The sequence below is a fragment of the Priestia sp. RMT2NF4 genome, assembly GCF_047872835.1.
GTDB classification, from domain to species: domain Bacteria; phylum Bacillota; class Bacilli; order Bacillales; family Bacillaceae_H; genus Priestia; species Priestia zanthoxyli.
In genome coordinates this window covers 72407-90196 of the sequence record NZ_JBLQZO010000004.1, presented here as the reverse complement: position 1 = coordinate 90196, position 17790 = coordinate 72407, and the positions used below count along the sequence as shown (strand labels likewise).

The window sequence follows — 17790 nt, the reverse complement described above, 5'->3', positions numbered from 1 at the left end:
CTCAAGGACGTATTTCATATTTGTCTATGTACTGATTTTCAGCAACCATCAGCTCTCTTAAACAGGGAGACAAGTATTACTTCTTCCTATCACTGCAGTTTATTTTATTTAAAAGTTTACACCCCACAATTATGAATGATTTCATTTTAAAATTCAAGTCCAAAAAAAAGTTCAAACAGCTGGCTGTTTGAACTTTATAAAAATCACTTATTTTCCATACAAAGATTGAAACGTTTACTCCTTAGTCTTCCATCGTCGACAAATCGCCCGTTGGCAAATCTAATTCCCACGCTTTTAAAACGCGACGCATAATTTTACCGCTTCGTGTTTTAGGTAGCTTATCTTTAAACTCGATTTCACGTGGAGCTGCATGAGCAGCTAACCCTTTTTTCACAAATTGACGAATATCTTCAATCAGTTCATCTGAAGATTCATACCCATCTCTAAGTGCGATAAACGCTTTAATAATTTCCCCACGCACAGGATCAGGCTTACCAATGACACCCGCTTCTGCTACAGCAGGGTGTTCAACAAGCTTACTTTCTACTTCAAATGGACCAACTCGTTCTCCTGCGGTCATAATAACGTCATCAATTCGGCCTTGGAACCAAAAATAACCGTCTTCATCCATATACGCGGAATCACCTGATACGTACCAGTCGCCTGGCATAAAGTATGACTCATACTTTTCCTTGTTGTTCCAAATTGCATGCATCATAGATGGCCAGCCTTTTTTAATTGCTAAGTTACCCATTCGATAAGGTGGAAGCTCTTGTCCTTGATCGTCAACGATTGCTGCTTGTACACCCGGAATAGGTTTTCCCATAGATCCTGGTTTAATTTTCATAGACGGGTAATTACAAATCGTCTGACCTCCAGTTTCAGTCATCCACCACGTGTCATGAATACGTTTTTGGAAAACCTTCATTCCCCAGCGTACCACTTCAGGATTTAATGGTTCTCCCACGCTTAATACATGTCTGAGGCTGCTTAAATCATAGCGTTTAACTAAGTCATCGCCAGCACCCATTAGCATACGAAATGCTGTAGGCGCACTGTACCAAACCGTTACGCCAAAATCTTCAAGTGCTTGATACCATGCATCTGGACTAAAGCGTCCTCCTACAATCACATTTGTTGCTCCAGCAAGCCAAGGACCAAAAATTCCGTAGGAAGTTCCCGTTACCCAACCCGGATCTGCTGTACACCAATACACATCGTCATCTTTTAAGTCGAGCACCCACTTAGCAGTTTGATAATGCTGAAGCATTGCATTATGAACGTGAAGCACCCCTTTTGGTTTTCCAGTTGAACCTGATGTGTAATGAAGCAGCATACCATCTGTTCTATCTACCCACTCAATCTCCACCTCTTTATTCGCCGCTTCTAATCGCTTCAGAAAATCTAGTTGAATGCCTTCTTCTGCTATATTTTCCCCTACAAGGAGAATGTGTTTTAAAGCTGGCAAATCCTTCACCGGAACGCGGCTCAGCAGTTCAGGCGTTGTAATTAACACTTTTGCATCACTGTCTTGCAAACGATCTTTTACTGCACCTTCCATGAATGCTTCAAACAAAGGCCCAACAATAGCGCCAAGCTTCACCGCGCCTAACAATGCAAAATAAAGTTCCGGAGAGCGAGGCATAAAGATAAACACACGATCTCCCTTCTCTACGTCTGCTTGTTTTAGCACGTTTGCGGCTTTGTTTGACCATTCTTTCATTTCTTTGAATGTATATTTTTCATTGCGCTGCGCATCTCGATAATAAAGCGCAACTTTATTTTTACGCGTAGAGTTTGCGTGCTTATCAATTGCTTCATAAGCTGCATTTAATTTACCTGTTTCATGCCATGAAAATTCCTTCTCCACTTGTGACCAGTCAAAGGTTTGATACGTTTTATCGTAGTCCTGTAAGTTGTATACCCCTTCAATTACAGGAAGCGCTTCCACCTTCATCACAAACTCCCCCTTATGTATAAAATTTACAAACCTATTATATAACAAAAATAGACTTTTCACAATTTTATAAAAATTATTTGTCGGAATTGGGATAATAGTCTCCCTTGTTATATGACAACCTTTGTTATATAAGTGTCGAATTAACAAGAATCTCTTTTAATTTCCTATTCTATGTTTTTGAAAAAACTCCTTTTCTTTTATTTAATTTTTTGAAAACGCTTTAATGTAGAGTTTTTTTTGTATTATAATACAGATAAGACTGCTTGAAGGTGGTGATTCATGTGAAACATTCCCAAACATACAATATGAAAGAACTAAAAACAGCGGTTGGAGCAATTGTTATTGAAGGACCTGTCTCCTCACAAACCTTGCAACAACTTGATTTTCATGAGCAACTAACGGCCTTTCGTCCACCTGAACAGCAAAAAGAAGCATTGATCGAGATTGCCAACTTGCCTGAAGGTAGAATCATTATTGCTCGTCATCATCATACAATCATTGGTTATGTCACCTTTTTATATCCCGATCCTCTAGAACGATGGTCGGAAGGAAATATGGAGAATTTAATCGAATTAGGAGCTATAGAGGTAGCTGCCCCGTTTCGCAGCTACGCTGTTGGAAAAAACTTGCTTATCGTATCTATGATGGATGATGCAATGGAAGATTATATTGTCATTACGACAGAATACTACTGGCATTGGGATTTAAAAGGAACAGGGCTAAATGTGTGGGATTACCGCAAAATTATGGAGAAAATGATGAATAAAGGCGGACTGACGTGGTTTGCCACAGATGATCCGGAGATTAGCTCCCACCCTGCTAATTGTTTGATGGTAAGAATCGGGAGCAGAGTCCCTCAAGAAAGCATACAAGAATTTGATAGCCTGCGCTTTCGAAATCGCTTTATGTATTGAGCTGACCTTTAAGAAAAGGAGCTGTGTCTGATGATTGTTGAAGAGATGATGAAAACCGATCTCGTTACCTTAACCCCCGACCATACGATTGCTGAAGCTATGAAACTTTTAGATACACATAAGATTAGACATATTCCTATCGTTAATGACCTTCATCACGTAGTTGGCATCATTTCTGATCGAGACGTAAGAGATGCAAGTCCATCTATTTTAGATAATACTTATACATCTGCTCTTCTATCCGAACCCGTGCGGATGATTATGAAAACAGAAGTCATTACAGCTCACCCTCTTGATTTTGTTGAAGAAATTGCAAGCATTTTTTATGAACACCAAATCGGTTGTATTCCCGTCACAAAAAACAAGCGGTTAGTAGGAGTTGTTACCGAAAGAGATCTACTACATACGTTTATTCAGCTTACTGGCACTAATAAGCCAGGTTCACAAATTGAAATAAAAGTAGAAAATAAGGCTGGCGTGCTCGCTGAAGTTACATCCCTCTTTGGTTCAAAGAGAACAAACATCTTAAGCGTACTTGTCTACCCTGATGTAGATGAACGATATAAAATCCTTGTGCTTCGCATTCAAGCTATTAATCCATTGATTAGTATAAATACATTAAAAGAAAACGGCTATGAGGTGCTATGGCCTAAATTACCGGAGATGACGTAATGACTAGTAATGCTGTATTTATTTATTCAGATGATATTCTTTCGTACAAATTCAGCAATAATCATCCGTTTAACCAGCTTCGTGTTCAACTAACATATGAACTGTTACGGGAATTTGGCGCTTTAGGCAATCAAGATATTGTATTACCGCGGATGGCATCTGATGAAGAACTTCAGCTTGTCCATGATACTAGCTATATTCAAGCGGTAAAATTAGCAGGAAGCGGCGAGCTTTCTGTTGAAAAAGCAGCAGATTTTGGTCTTGGAACAGAAGATACACCTATGTTTCCCAACATGCATGAAGCCAGTGCGTTTTTAGTTGGGGGTACACTTACGGCTGTAGATTATGTGATGACTGGAAAAGCTAAGCATGCTCTAAATTTAGGAGGAGGATTGCACCACGGCTTTCGAGGAAAAGCTTCCGGCTTCTGTATTTATAACGATAGCGCGGTAGCCATCAAATATATGCAGCAAAAGTACAACGCGCGCGTCCTCTATGTCGATACAGATGCTCACCATGGTGACGGCGTGCAATGGACATTTTATGACGATCCTTCCGTTTGTACTCTTTCCATTCATGAAACGGGACGCTACTTGTTTCCAGGCACGGGAAACGTTAACGAACGCGGGCACAGTGAAGGCTATGGTTATTCATTTAATGTGCCTGTTGATGCTTATACGGAAGATGAGTCTTGGCTCGACGTTTATAAGACCTCTTTAAAAGAAGTAGCTGCTTTTTTTAAACCAGATGTTATCTTGACACAAAATGGAGCCGATTCTCATTATTACGATCCGCTCACTCATTTATGCGGCACCACGAAAATATACCGTGAGATTCCTAAAATTGCTCATGAAATTGCCCATGAATACTGTCAGGGAAGATGGATTGCGGTTGGCGGAGGAGGTTATGATATTTGGCGGGTTGTTCCTCGGGCTTGGTCATTCATTTGGCTTGAAATGATTGAACGAAAGGCAGAAGGCATGCTTCCTCTATCATGGCTTGAAAAATGGACAAAAGTATCGCCTCACCCCATTTGCACGCAGTGGGATGATGAACCTAATATCTATCAGCCAATTCCAAGAAAACCAGAAATAACAGAAAAAAACGCTCAAACTCTTGAGCGCGCTCTTTATCCTATTCGTTCTCATACATCTCATTCTTAAAAAAAGGCTATACAAACGTATGGCCTTTTTCACTGTGCTTCGGGATCTGAAATAATAATTTCGACGCGTCTATTTTTTTGTAAATTGTCATTAGACGTGTTCGGAACAAGCGGCTTTGTATCTCCGTATCCAAGTGCTTCAAAGCGGTTAGCAGAAAGAGAAAAGTGGTTCGTTAAATAACGTATGACGCCGCTGGCACGCGCTGCCGATAGTTCCCAATTAGATGGATAACGATAGGTGTGAATAGGTCGATTATCGGTATGACCTTCTACTTTAATATCATTTGGAATAGTACTGAATAACCTTCCTAATTCATCCAGGAAAGGGGTACCTTTCTTCAAAATGTCTGCCTGTCCTGTTTCAAACAGCACCTGTTCTTGTAAAATAAGCACAACTCCGCGTTCATCTCGCTTAGCAGTAATAACATTCTGAAGCTTATTTTCCTTCAGGTAATTTTGCACTTTCGCTAAAATGTTATCCAGCTTTTGAGACTGCTGGCTCTTTTCTACAGAAGCTAATGAGCCACCGCTTGTAAGCGAATTGACAACGGTCTGAAACTTTTGATTATCAACGCTAGACATTGAAAATAGTAAAATAAAAAAAACTAATATTAACGTCACCAAATCAGCAAATGTTACCATCCATTTTGGCGACTGTGCCGAATACCTTTTTCTTCTACGCTTCACGAACGTGTTCTCTCTTTTCTTCCAGCTTTCGTTTTTCAACAGGGGCAAATACTTTTAGCTTTGCTTGCACAAAGCGAGAATTTTGCCCCGCCTGCAAGCCGATGACACCTTCAATAATCACTTCTTTAACAAAAAGCTCATGCTCCGTTTTACCAGCTAATTTAGCTGCGATTGGCTGAAAAAACAAGTTTGAAAGCAGCGCCCCGTAGAAAGTCGTTAAAAGAGCAATTGCCATGTTAGGCCCAAGCGATGAAGGGGTATTAAGGCTTTTAAGCATTAGCACTAGCCCAACGAGCGTCCCAATCATTCCCCAAGCGGGGGCATAATCGCCTGCTTTTTCAAACATACTTCGACCTCTCATATGTCTTTCTTCTACTGCAGCTATTTCAGCTTCAAGCAGCTCTCGAATCATTTCTGGTTCTACTCCATCAATGGCTAGCAAAATACCTTTTTTCACAAATGAATCATCGATTTGTTCAAGCTCTGCTTCTAACGATAGAAGCCCTTCTCGACGCGCTTTTTCCGATAAATGTACAAATGTTCCTACAATTTCTTCTACGTTTATTTCTTTCGATTGAAACGCTTGTTTCCCTACTCTTCCCATATTTTTTAATTGTTTTAACGGAAAGCTCACGCACAGCGTACCAAAAACGCCTCCCAGTACAATTAAAATCGATGGCACATCAATAAAAGCTAAAAAACCGCTCATTCCTCCACTTGAAATAACCCCAAACACAACCATAGAGATACCAATTAGTATCCCTATAGGTGTGAGCATATCAATTTTTTTCATATTCTATCTCCCCGTGTCTGAACTTTGGATTCGTTCTTATTCATTCACAGGTATTATTTTGTTGATTGTCTGAACTCGATGCGGTGAGGAAGCTGTACAATGCTGCTGTCTACCGTTTCTTTGTTCATGTATTTCGTTAAGAGACGCATCGCTACTGCACCAATATCATACATTGGCTGTACAACAGATGTTAACTGAGGACGAACCATTGTTGAAAGTCTTGTGTTATCAAAACCGATAACTTCTAGATCGTTTGGTACATTCAACCCGCGATCTTGTGCCCCGTGAATAACGCCTAATGCCATTTCATCCGTTCCAACGAAAATAGCAGTTGGCTTTTCATCTTCTTCTAATAGTTTTTCAACTGCTTCAATACCTGAATCGTACGTGTAGTCTCCTTCTACAATATAAGAATCGCGTACAGGCAATCCGCTTTCAGTAAGAGCACGCTTGTACCCTTTTACTTTTTTCGCATGATTGATCGGTTCTTCTAGCGTACCTGAAACGAATGCAATATTTTTATGACCGCTGTCAATTAGTGATTGCACTGCATCAAAAGCTGCTTGTTCATAATCAATAGTTACAGATGGGATTTGGTTAGTTGATTCGATTGATGCTGCAAGTACAACTGGAACCGGTGATTTTTTTAACTCTTCTACGTGTTCTTCCGTTACATTCCCACTCATGAAGATGATTCCGTCTACTTGTTTACCAAGCATGTTATTTAAAAGATGAAGTTCTTTATCTTGATTTTGGTCGGAGTTACTTAAGATGATATTATACTTGTACATTGTTGCAATATCTTCGATTCCACGCGCTAACTCTGCATAGAAAATATTTGAAATATCAGGAATGATAACTCCTACTGTCGTTGTTTTTTTACTGGCTAATCCACGCGCTACTGCGTTCGGACGATAGCCTAGTCTTTCAATTGTTTCTAATACTTTTTTTCTAGTTGATGGTTTTACATTTGGATTTCCGTTTACCACACGAGAAACCGTTGCCATCGACACGCTTGCTTCCCTTGCTACATCATAAATTGTTACGTTCACAACAAACACTCCTTATCGAAAAACATTTCGTTTATTTTATCCTTATTTCATTTCTTGTATTTACGTATATAAATCCATCTTCCTTTATAGAATGGCTATTTCTAGCTCCTTCACTCTTACATACAGCTTAGATACCCTGTATGCATCTAAATCATTCCTGTTATGCCCTTATTATTACGTGTGCAAAGACAATTTTACCAGTTTATATGTAACAATGTAAAAGACGGTGTATAGTAAGTAAATAAAAAAAGTGAATCGCGAATTTATATCATATGCACTCACAGAATGATAGCGAATATCTGTAACTACTATACGATACTATGTGCTTCACCGCAACGTATTTACCGCCTTTTTCCGACAAGTTTCACGAGAATTTCATAAATTCTTGTTTTTTGGATTTGCACTTATTCTTTCCTATTTTGACAAAAGTTATCGACTGTTTTCAAAATACGTGATAATTTCGCTTATCTTTATTATAACGAAAGGCAAACAAGCTTGAAACCATTAAGTGCCTCAAACTTGTCATAAAAGTATACGAATTTTTCTTTTTTACGTTTTTTTATAAATTTAAGTTACATATAGGTTTTAGCTGCTTCATAAATTCTGTAAATTGCGGAATATCCATTTGCTGAGCTGAGTCAGAAAGTGCTACCGCCGGATCTGGATGAACTTCTGCCATAATTCCATCCGCACCAATGGCAAGAGCCGCTTTAGCCGTTGGAACAAGCAAATCTCGTCTTCCTGTTGAATGCGTGACGTCGACTAAAATAGGTAAATGAGTTTCTTGTTTTAAAATGGGAACTGCTGAAATATCCAGCGTATTTCGCGTTGCTCGCTCATACGTACGAATTCCTCGTTCACACAAAATCAGCTGATCATTTCCTTTTGATACAATGTATTCAGCAGCATTAATAAACTCATCAATCGTAGCGGCTAAGCCCCGCTTTAATAAGACAGGCTTCTTCACCGCACCCGCTTCTTTTAACAGCTCAAAATTTTGCATATTACGAGCACCAATTTGAATCACATCTACGTATTCTACAGCTGTTTCAATATCAGCGGGGTCGACAATTTCACTAATAACGGCTAAATCATATTCGTCAGCTACTCTTTTTAAAATTTGTAGTCCTTCTAAGCCAAGGCCTTGAAAATCATAAGGAGATGTTCTTGGCTTGTAGGCTCCGCCTCTAAGCATCCCCACACCCTGCTGCTTTACGGCTTTTGCTACGGCTGCTACTTGCTCATAGCTTTCAACGGAACAAGGTCCTGCTACAAAACGCTGAAGTCCGTCACCAATTGTTTCTCCTTTTACCGTAACGATTGTATTTTCCGGCTTCTTTTTACGGGATACAAGAAGTGCTTTACGATGATCATCTTCTTGAAGCTCTAAATGAGCTTTGAAAATCTCTTTGAAAATATGTTGAAGCGTAGATGTTTGAAACGGTCCTTCATTCTTGCTTAAAATCGCATCAAGCATTGCTCGTTCACGAACAGGGTCAAACCGTTTGGTTGACTGCATTCCTTTTAATTTTCCTATTTCTTGAACAAGCTCGCCTCGCTCATTAATAAGCTTTAACAGTTTCATATTTACTTCGTCAATTTGAGATCGCAAATGCTGAAGATCTGAATTCGTCATGTACGTCCACCCTTTCACTGATTTTAAAAAATCCGTTTAGCAGGGTTACTACATAAGATGATAGGTGATGGAGGATATATGTAAGGGGCTTCTCTGCTTTTATGTGCTAAACTACATCTATTGTACGAAAAAGTGGATGAAACCGCAATCAGCTTACAAAAAAAACCGAACGATTAATCGTTCGGATCTTCCTTCACCTAAACTGCTTTTGTACCAGCCTCTTTCAATTAATGAGCTACATTTTTCGCTAATTCTTCTTCGTTAATGTTCCAGTGAGAAGCGTGCCACTTCACTTTTCCATCTTCAAACAGAAGCGCTTGAGGTGATTCATGCTTCACTCCATACGTTTCAGCAATATAGTTGGATACGTCTCGTGAATCTTGCACATGAAGATAATAAGAAGGAATGTCTTCATGACTAGAAGCAAACGCTGAAAATGCCTCATGACCAGCTGCACTAATTGGACACGTCGTGCTGTGCTTTAAAAATAAAAAGCGATGGTTTTCCTTAATAACTTGTTCGAACTCTTCAACTGTTGAAATCTTTTTCATTTTTTTCACCCTTTCTGTACTTACTCTTAAGTTTACATGGTTTGACCGTTTCCATACAAAAAGAGTGCTCAGCTTTATGTATAATGCTAATGAATTTATTTATAAGGTGAAGTTATTTTCAGCATAGAAAGAAAAGAACTTGTTAAATTAAAATCCCTCTGATGAAACTAACATTTACTTGCCGTTACCCAACCTAAATTACATACAAAAAAAGCGTTCACCCTATAGGGTAAACGCTTTTGATTCTTTATTATGGTCGTGGCACTGTGCTTTCCACTTCATCTAATGCTTTTTGAGCTTCTGTTAGCTTCTGTTGAACGTCTTCGTTGCTTTGAGACTCCACTTCATCAGCAAGCACTTCTAAGCTCGTTGGAGGTAATGCTTCGTGTTCAGGATCTACTTTACGGAAGTTTTTCACTTTGTCTACTACTTGTGAAGATTGCTCAGATAATGTTTGTGATAAACCAGCCGTTTTTTCTTTAGCCGTTTGAGCAAACCCTTGTCCTTTTTCAACAGCGCTGTTTTTCGCTTGCTCTGTTTTTAAACGAACGTAAGCTGCCTGCTCATTTAAATCCGAACGGAACTCTTTACCTGATTTTGGAGCAAGTAATAATGCCGTTGCAGCTCCTACAACTCCTCCAATCACTGTTCCTACTAAAAAGCCTTTATTTGAAGTGTTGTTTGGTTTATTTGGTTTGTTTGACATATGCGTCTCCTCCTTTAAAGTTCATCCTTATGAAAATGAGCGTGAGCGTTGAACCGCTTTTTCTTTTACTTCAACAGGTACAGGCTCCGCGTCAATTTTTTTCTGTTTTCTTAATTTTATACGTTCCCATACGTCTAATGCAACATTGCTCCATTGAACGACTTGAGCAACAGTTTCTTTATTTTCTTCTACTTTCTCTGAAACGCTTGATGATACGCTTTTAATCGACTTATTTAGGTCTTGGATTGAGTCACCTACGCCTTTAACAGAATCCACGACTGTGTTCAGCGCTTCGGATTTACGCTGAATATCTTCAGCTAACAGATTAGTCTTATGTAAAAGTGCAGTTGTTTCAGCTGTGATTCCTGTCATTTGCTTTTCTACACCGTCTAAAGTACCTGCCACTGAATTTAATGTGTGCTGAACGGATTTCAATGTTTTTGACACGGAAACCACCAGGTAAAAAATCGCAATGGCAACAATAGCAGCGCTTAAATAAAGAATAATAACCATCTGTGCAAGGCACCTCCTATTTTCATCTTTCTTGTTATAACTACTTTCCCAATTTTATAAACAATTAAACCTTCTATTCCCTATAGACTCTTTAACTTTACCATATTCTCTCTGCATTTATTCATAAAAAGGGAAGATTGCTACATTATTTCGCGATATATGAGTTATTTCCCTTCCTAAAGAAAAAAAGGATTTTAAAGCATAAAAACAAACAAAATAAGCTCAGTGGGGTACAATGGAAAGTGAATCATCAATCATTGTTATTTTAAGGAGGCACTATTTATGAAAGACCCTAGAATTGCAACATTAGCTAAAAATTTAATTAATTATTCTGTTCGCCTTCAAAAAGGAGAAAAAGTATTAATCGAAAACTTTGGACTTCAGCGCGAGCTTGTGACAGCACTTGTAGATGAAGCGTACAAGGCCGGTGGCTACCCGTTTGTACTGCTAAAAGATCATTCGGTAGACCGAGCTCTTTTAAACGGTGCACAAGAAGAGCAGTACAATATGATGGCAGACTTCGAAGCAAATGTGATGAAAGAAATGGATGCTTATATTGGCTTACGTTCTGGTTCAAACATTTTTGAACAATCAGATGTTCCGGCAGATAAAATGAAAATCCAAGGGAATACGATCGGTAAAAAAGTACATAGAGAAATTCGCGTTCCAAAAACAAAATGGGTCGTTCTTCGCTACCCAAACGATTCAATGGCGCAGCTTGCTAAAATGAGTACAGAAGCATTTGAAGATTTTTATTTCGATGTATGCAACTTAGACTATGGCAAAATGAGCAAAGCGATGGATGCTTTAGTTGAGCTCATGAACCGTACGGACAAAGTGCGTTTAACGGGTGAGAATACAGACTTAACGTTCTCTATTAAAGATATTCCTGCAGTGAAGTGTGCCGGAGAAATGAATATTCCGGACGGTGAAGTATACACGGCTCCTGTACGTGATTCTGTAAACGGAACAATTTCTTACAACACTCCTTCTAACTATCAAGGCTTTACGTTTGAGAATGTATCCTTAACATTTAAAAACGGTAAAATTGTTGAAGCAACCGCTAATGATACAGAACGCATCAACGGCATTTTTGATACAGATGAAGGCGCTCGTTTTGTTGGCGAATTTGCGATTGGCGTAAATCCGTATATTCAACATCCAATGCAAGACATTTTATTTGATGAAAAAATTGACGGAAGCTTCCACTTCACTCCTGGCGAGTGCTACGAAGATGCGTATAACGGAAACAAGTCAAATATTCACTGGGATATGGTGATGATTCAGCGCCCAGAATACGGTGGCGGTGAGATTTATTTCGATGACGTGTTGATTCGTAAAGACGGGCTATTTGTCATTGAAGAATTAAAAGCGTTAAACCCTGAAAATTTAAAATGAGTTTTGAAATAAAAAAAAGGCACTCAGGAGAGTGCCTTTTTTTTATGATACGGTTTGCTGATATAGTTTTTCAAACTTTTGAATGTCTCCAGCACCCATAAATACTAATACAGCTTCATTATGGTCTTTTAACGATTCAATTGTTTCTTCATTAATTAATTCAGCTCCGCTGATTTTGCTTCGTAGATCTTCAATTGATAATTTACCTTGATGCTCACGGGCTGATCCAAAAATGTCACATAGATATACTTTATCAGCGTGCTGTAAGCTTGCTGCAAAGTCCTCTAAGAACGTTTGTGTACGCGTAAACGTATGCGGTTGGAAAACAGCCACAACTTCACGGTTTGGATACTTTTGACGAGCAGCTGAAATCGTTGCATTAATTTCCGTTGGATGGTGTGCATAATCATCGATTAGCACTTGTTTGCCAACGTTCTTTTCGCTGAAACGACGCTTTACACCTTGATATGTTTTAAAACGCTCTTGCAGCACAGCAACGTCAATTTCTTCATAATGACAAAGTGCAATAACGGAAAGTGCATTTAAGATGTTATGGTCGCCATACCCTGGAATCTCAAATGATGCGTGGAATGTATTTCGAACGAACACGTCAAATGTTGTGCCTGTTGTGCTTTTTACGATATTACGTGCTTGGAAATCATTTTCTTCGCCTAATCCGTAATAAAGAACAGGTACCTTCGCTTGAATTTGCTGAAGATGTTCATCGTCACCACAGGCAATAATTCCTTTTTTGACTTGAAGTGCCATCTCTTGGAACGCGCTGAATACATCATCGATATTGGCAAAATAATCAGGGTGATCAAAATCAATATTCGTCATAATTGCATAGTCTGGCGTATAAGATAAGAAGTGGCGGCGATACTCACATGCCTCAAACGCAAAATACTTGCTGTCTTTTACACCTTTACCCGTACCGTCTCCAATTAAATATGAAGTAGGTTCAGCTCCTTGAATCACATGCGCTAACATACCCGTTGTGGATGTTTTTCCGTGTGCTCCTGTTACGGCTACACTCGTATACTGTTTCATAAAGTCACCTAAGAAACGGTGATAGCGTACAAGCTTGACTCCTTCTTTTGAAGCTGCTTCTGCAATTTCTTCATGCGTATCAGGAAAAGCATTTCCTGCAATTACAGTCATGCCGTCTTTAATATTATTTTTATCAAATGGTAAAACAGGAATTCCCTGCTGTTCTAGTGCTTTTTGCGTAAAAATTTCTTTTTCAATATCCGATCCTTGAACTTGAAAGCCCATATCGTTTAGGATTTGCGCAAGCGCACTCATTCCTGTTCCTTTAATACCTACAAAATGGTAAACTGTCATATAAAGAACCTCCAACATTCGTCTATCTGTAAGACAGTATATGACGGTTATCTAGAATTGCTCTTACAAACGTATATAAATGTCGTTTGATTGCTGATTTCACGATAACATTCGTACATTATATCACTTCTTATAACATAACTCCATGACTCCATTTCTACTCTCTTCCCTTGCGAAACGGCCTTTTATTTTGGCTTCATCACATAGTATATAGCCTGCTGTTTTAAAAACGATCGCCATGTCATTGCATTTTTTTTGTCATTATATTGGGTTACTAACTGTTCAATGCGTTGTTTATGTCCTAAAAAGAAAGAGTCAATTAACACGTCATATCCGATTGATTTTATTTTTCGAATCCAAATTACTTGTTGTTCCTCTAAATTTGCAAATCTTCCTCTTACATCTTTGATGATAACCTGCTCATTTGTCAATGGGGTATATCCTTTTAAGAAAAACGAATTAGGTACTTTAGACACAATAATTGGCTCTAGTACACTCGTCAAAAAAAAGGCTCCTTGAATTAAAAACGACTCTGTTTTCTGCTTCGCCTGATCAGCTAAAAACAGCTGCAGCAGGGTTTTCCCCTGAATGGTTACATATTCAAATGCAAACCACTGAAAAAATAATTGTTCATGGGAATCAGATAGAGCCGCCTCATGAGGCAAGTTTACTAACTCTTTAAATAGATGTGAAGCCCGCACTTTTTCTCGTATATTCGTATAGCGGTTCACAAAAAAGAAATATTGATTGTAAAAGTCGCAAATAGCATTATCAGACTGAAGCTGCTTTTGTTCACGAATTTCATTAAAGTTAATCAGTTCATGATTTTCTTCTGTCATTACTCTTCACTCGTACTCTAATTATTTTGGTTTGTCCTCTTTAAACGCCTTCAGCTCATATGTTTCAGCTGGTGAGAAATGATAGCAAACTATCACATGCTAAAAAAGCAAAACACACATTATCCTTACATATAGTAAATCATTTTACTAGTTCTGACAAACCTTTTCCTTTTTTTCCTGATGGATTTCTTCCAAAATCCCTACTCAAATTCTGTATAAACGAACTTAAAGGAGGAAAAAAAGAGGCGGCGGATACAGTGACAGAGCGTTAGCTCACATAAAGCTGTATCCTGCTGATTTTGCATAGCCTCTTTTTTTAACCTACATGCAGAAAAACAGCTTAAAATGTAGAAGTGGCTGTTTGACTTTCCATTTCCTGAAGCTCGTTTTCGGTAATGAGTACATCTCTCGGCTTGCTTCCTCTTGCTTCTGAAATAATTCCTTGCTGCTCCATCATATCAATTAGGCGCGCTGCGCGATTGTACCCCATTCTGAAGCGTCTTTGCAGACTGGAAGTAGATGCACCGCCTTGGTCTAGCACAAACTCGCATGCTTCATAGAAAAGCTCATCTTCTTCATTTGAAGCAAAGCTTTGCTGCTTTTTCAACAAATCTTCTTGATCAAATAAGTATGTTGGCTTCATTTGCTTTTTGACATGATCTACAACGCGATCAATTTCTTCATCTGAAACAAAGTTCCCTTGAATTCGAACGCTTTTAGAAGATCCGTTTTCAAGAAGCAGCATATCACCTTTACCTAATAGCTTCTCTGCTCCTCCTGTGTCGATAATTGTACGTGAATCAACTTGCGAAGAAACAGAAAATGCGATACGCGTTGGCACATTTGCTTTAATTAAGCCTGTAATAACATCTACGGAAGGACGCTGCGTTGCAAGCAACAAGTGAATGCCACACGCTCTTGCCTTTTGTGCAATACGGCAAATAGCTTCCTCTACTTCCCCTGGAGATACCATCATCAAGTCGGCAAGTTCATCAATAATAATAACTAGATACGGCAGCTCCCCGCTTTTTTCATTATGTTCTTTTACACGTTCGTTGTATTTTGTAATATCACGTACGCCCGCATGTGCAAACAGTTCGTAACGGCGCTCCATTTCCTCTACTGCCCACTTTAAAGCTGTAGTAGCTGCTTTCGCATCCGTGATAACCGGGCTGACTAAATGCGGAATGCCGTTGTAAGGAGCTAGCTCAACCATTTTAGGGTCAATTAACATAAGCTTGACTTCGTGTGGCGCAGCTTTATAAAGCAAGCTGACGATAATGGTATTAATACACACACTTTTACCAGACCCCGTCGCTCCAGCAATTAAACCGTGAGGCATTTTGTTCAAGTCAGTCACAACCGGCGTTCCTGAAATATCTAACCCTAACGCCACCGTTAAAGGAGAGTTATCTTTTCTAAAAGAAGGATGCCTCAAAATTTCGCGAATTAACACCGGCTTACTTTGACGATTTGGCACTTCAATTCCAATCGTATTTTTCCCTGGAATTGGCGCTTCAATTCGAATATCACGCGCGGCTAGGCTCAGTTTAATATCATCTGTTAAATTCGTAATTTTGTTCACTTTCACACCGGGTTCAGGATGTACTTCAAATCTGGTTACGGTAGGACCTTGCGTGACGTTTACGACCTTAGCTCGAACGTTAAAGTTTTTTAATGTCATATCCAAAAGCTCACGCTGCTCATCCGCCCATTGATTATCTTCTTCAATAGCAGCTGGAGGAATGTTAAGCAAGTTCATTCCAGGAAATGTATAAGGAGAAGAAGCTTTTACATTTACAGGTTCTTCAGATTTTAATGAAGCCTGCGGAACCGCTTCTTCGGTTTTTTCACCGTGAACTTCTTCTTGCCTACTTACTTCCGTTTTTTTTTGCAGAGCTTCTGCCTTCGGCGTTTGGTATGAACCTTGGGACGGCTGACTTTTTTCTCGAGCGCTGTTATCCATCTTTGTGCGGTCTTTTTTCAGCATCATTACGTTAAAAGGCACTAATCGCTTACCGCGAGCTCGTTCAGCATTCCCTGGCTGTTCTGCAGGTACAAGAGGTTCTACAGCTGACTCTTGCTGTACTTGTCCTTGTAACTCTTGACTTTCTTGCATCCTGCTCTCTTCCTCTTTTATCACTGAATTTTCAAGCTCTCGGTGCACAACAGCGGATACCGCTTCTGGTTGCCATTCATCAGCTGCGGGTTGCGATGGATGTAAACTTTCAGAATTCAGCTCATGTTCTGCTTCAACATGAACACTGTTTGTTGGCTCTTCTAGAATGACGTCACTTTCTTTTTCAGCGGCTGGAACTTCTTCTCTCTTTCTAGGCTTTAGTGCTTCTACTTCTTCTGCTTGTAAAAACGCTGGGCTTTCTTCCATCAACGTTTCTGCTTCTGCCTCTTCAGCTTCATTTCCGATCTCTTGTTGGAAAGAAACGGATGATTCAAACGGAGGCGTTTCCTTTGAAATTGGAGCCTCTTCAGCTACTGCTGTTTCTTCCGCCAAATCCCAGTCGGTAGCTTTCTCTTTTGCCACTAACGGTTCGACCGCATGTGATTCTTCAAAAGTTGGAACCTCTTCCTGTTCTTTTACGGCTACTGAAGAACTTGGCTTTTCTTCAGGAAATGATATCTTCTCTTTTTGATTCTCCTCATATTGCTTCCACTGAGCAAAACGCTGAGAAGACAGTTGCATCATTTCTTCCGTTTCTTGAATCTGTGCTTCTTCCGCTATAGGCTTAGAAACTGGTTTTCTTAACGGCTCTACAACAGACGTATTCATCGCTCGTCGGTAAATTTCATCTTCAAACGCTGCTTTTGATAACTGTGTACTCGGAAGCTCATATTCTACTACTTCCTCACTTCCGTTTTGTACAACATTAGAAGGCCGCTTATTAAACCCATAAACAGGTGAAGGGATTTCAGTCGGACGGAACGGACGTTTTCTTACTTGCGGAATCGCTTCTTTCTTTTCAGATACCGCTTTTAACGGCTGAGATACTGACTTAGGCTGCGTTAGCGCCGACTTGCGAACAGGCTCTTGATAAAACGGAGCCGGTGCCTTTTTTGCTACAGGCCTTGGTTCATTTTTAGGAGCTGCTGCCTTTTTTGCTTCTCCCGTATCATCAATTAAAGGGAAACGAAACGTTCCTTTTGGGTATTGATAAGCTACTTTTGTATGAACATCTTGCTGCTCTTCACTGTAATTCCGCTTTTGCGTTCTGGCCGAGTGTGGAACAGAAGGTTTTGGCGCTGCTTTCATCACTGGCTTTTGATGAACTGACTGCATTTGTTTAGGCTTAGTAGCCTTCTTTTTAGGAATTGTTTTTTCTCTATTTAAAGGGTATTCTTCCGTTGTATTTCCATGTTCGTCTACAACGATTTCTTTCACTTCGTATCCTAGTAAATAATCCATTACTTTTCGTACAAAACCCATTTTTATCACTCTTTCTATCAGACTATCTTACTTCGTTTAGCCTCTTATATCGCAGTGCTGCGACATCTACAAAAAGCTATCCATGCATCCTTTATTTACCTTTGGCCTCAAAGTATTCTCT

15 protein-coding genes and 1 other annotated feature (1 of these 16 running past the window's edge) are annotated in these 17790 nt (G+C 39.5%); of the genes, 4 read left to right on the top strand and 11 right to left on the bottom strand.

Going from position 1 to position 17790, the window contains the following annotated elements; genetic code table 11:
- Nucleotides 1-102 (bottom strand) — a binding site (T-box leader) (it extends 109 nt beyond the left edge of the window).
- Nucleotides 103-241: 139 nt separating this feature from the next.
- The gene (gene acsA, locus ACMX9J_RS18025; RefSeq protein WP_249887152.1) at nucleotides 242-1957 is read right to left on the bottom strand and encodes an acetate--CoA ligase; all 1716 of its coding nucleotides are present in this window, start codon (nucleotides 1955-1957) and stop codon (nucleotides 242-244) included.
- Between the two features lie 284 nt (nucleotides 1958-2241).
- Here acsA and ACMX9J_RS18020 point away from each other — a divergent pair, with 284 nt between their 5' ends.
- The 3 genes from ACMX9J_RS18020 to ACMX9J_RS18010 are packed head-to-tail and all read left to right on the top strand — an operon-like array spanning nucleotide 2242 to nucleotide 4709.
- Nucleotides 2242-2874 (top strand): hypothetical protein, encoded by a 633-nt coding sequence (locus ACMX9J_RS18020; RefSeq protein WP_028411810.1) that lies wholly within the window; start codon nucleotides 2242-2244, stop codon nucleotides 2872-2874.
- A gap of 30 nt (nucleotides 2875-2904) precedes the next feature.
- Nucleotides 2905-3546, top strand: coding sequence for an acetoin utilization AcuB family protein (locus ACMX9J_RS18015; protein WP_028411811.1), 642 nt, complete (start codon nucleotides 2905-2907; stop codon nucleotides 3544-3546).
- Nucleotides 3546-4709, top strand: coding sequence for an acetoin utilization protein AcuC (locus ACMX9J_RS18010; protein ID WP_028411812.1), 1164 nt, complete (start codon nucleotides 3546-3548; stop codon nucleotides 4707-4709). Before ACMX9J_RS18015 ends, ACMX9J_RS18010 begins: the two co-directional genes overlap by 1 nt.
- A gap of 29 nt (nucleotides 4710-4738) precedes the next feature.
- Here ACMX9J_RS18010 and motS read toward each other — a convergent pair whose 3' ends face one another.
- From motS to ACMX9J_RS17975, 7 genes are all read right to left on the bottom strand, one after another.
- On the bottom strand, nucleotides 4739-5395 hold the full coding sequence (motS, locus tag ACMX9J_RS18005) for a flagellar motor protein MotS (RefSeq protein ID WP_028411813.1): 657 nt from the start codon (nucleotides 5393-5395) through the stop codon (nucleotides 4739-4741).
- On the bottom strand, nucleotides 5385-6188 hold the full coding sequence (gene motP / locus ACMX9J_RS18000; RefSeq protein WP_049166255.1) for a flagellar motor protein MotP: 804 nt from the start codon (nucleotides 6186-6188) through the stop codon (nucleotides 5385-5387). The genes motS and motP overlap by 11 nt, the downstream gene beginning before the upstream one ends.
- A 53-nt stretch (nucleotides 6189-6241) precedes the next feature.
- On the bottom strand, nucleotides 6242-7240 hold the full coding sequence (ccpA, locus tag ACMX9J_RS17995; protein WP_013059493.1) for a catabolite control protein A: 999 nt from the start codon (nucleotides 7238-7240) through the stop codon (nucleotides 6242-6244).
- Nucleotides 7241-7799: 559 nt separating this feature from the next.
- Entirely contained in the window at nucleotides 7800-8876 is a 1077-nt protein-coding gene (locus tag ACMX9J_RS17990; protein ID WP_049166256.1) for a bifunctional 3-deoxy-7-phosphoheptulonate synthase/chorismate mutase, read from the bottom strand.
- A 227-nt stretch (nucleotides 8877-9103) separates the two neighbouring features.
- Nucleotides 9104-9427 carry a bacillithiol system redox-active protein YtxJ gene (ytxJ, locus tag ACMX9J_RS17985; RefSeq protein WP_416226073.1) on the bottom strand — a complete coding sequence of 108 codons (324 nt, stop codon included), beginning with the start codon at nucleotides 9425-9427 and terminating at the stop codon, nucleotides 9104-9106.
- A 250-nt stretch (nucleotides 9428-9677) separates the two neighbouring features.
- A complete protein-coding gene (locus ACMX9J_RS17980; RefSeq protein WP_013059496.1) occupies nucleotides 9678-10133 on the bottom strand; it encodes a YtxH domain-containing protein in 456 nt (151 codons plus the stop codon).
- A 27-nt stretch (nucleotides 10134-10160) separates the two neighbouring features.
- Nucleotides 10161-10646, bottom strand: coding sequence for a DUF948 domain-containing protein (locus ACMX9J_RS17975; protein WP_028411817.1), 486 nt, complete (start codon nucleotides 10644-10646; stop codon nucleotides 10161-10163).
- A 282-nt stretch (nucleotides 10647-10928) separates the two neighbouring features.
- Here ACMX9J_RS17975 and ACMX9J_RS17970 point away from each other — a divergent pair, with 282 nt between their 5' ends.
- Complete coding sequence (locus ACMX9J_RS17970; RefSeq protein WP_028411818.1) at nucleotides 10929-12044, top strand: aminopeptidase; 1116 nt, start codon at nucleotides 10929-10931, stop codon at nucleotides 12042-12044.
- A 42-nt stretch (nucleotides 12045-12086) separates the two neighbouring features.
- On the opposite strand, the gene murC is transcribed toward ACMX9J_RS17970, so the two are convergent.
- The 3 genes from murC to ACMX9J_RS17955 form a co-directional block, all read right to left on the bottom strand.
- Nucleotides 12087-13388 (bottom strand): UDP-N-acetylmuramate--L-alanine ligase, encoded by a 1302-nt coding sequence (murC, locus tag ACMX9J_RS17965; RefSeq protein ID WP_013059499.1) that lies wholly within the window; start codon nucleotides 13386-13388, stop codon nucleotides 12087-12089.
- A 185-nt stretch (nucleotides 13389-13573) separates the two neighbouring features.
- A complete protein-coding gene (locus ACMX9J_RS17960) occupies nucleotides 13574-14227 on the bottom strand; it encodes a hypothetical protein (RefSeq protein WP_028411819.1) in 654 nt (217 codons plus the stop codon).
- Between the two features lie 340 nt (nucleotides 14228-14567).
- Nucleotides 14568-17669, bottom strand: a complete 3102-nt coding sequence (locus ACMX9J_RS17955) for a DNA translocase FtsK (RefSeq protein ID WP_176343382.1) — start codon at nucleotides 17667-17669, stop codon at nucleotides 14568-14570.
- Between the last annotated feature and the right edge of the window lie 121 nt (nucleotides 17670-17790).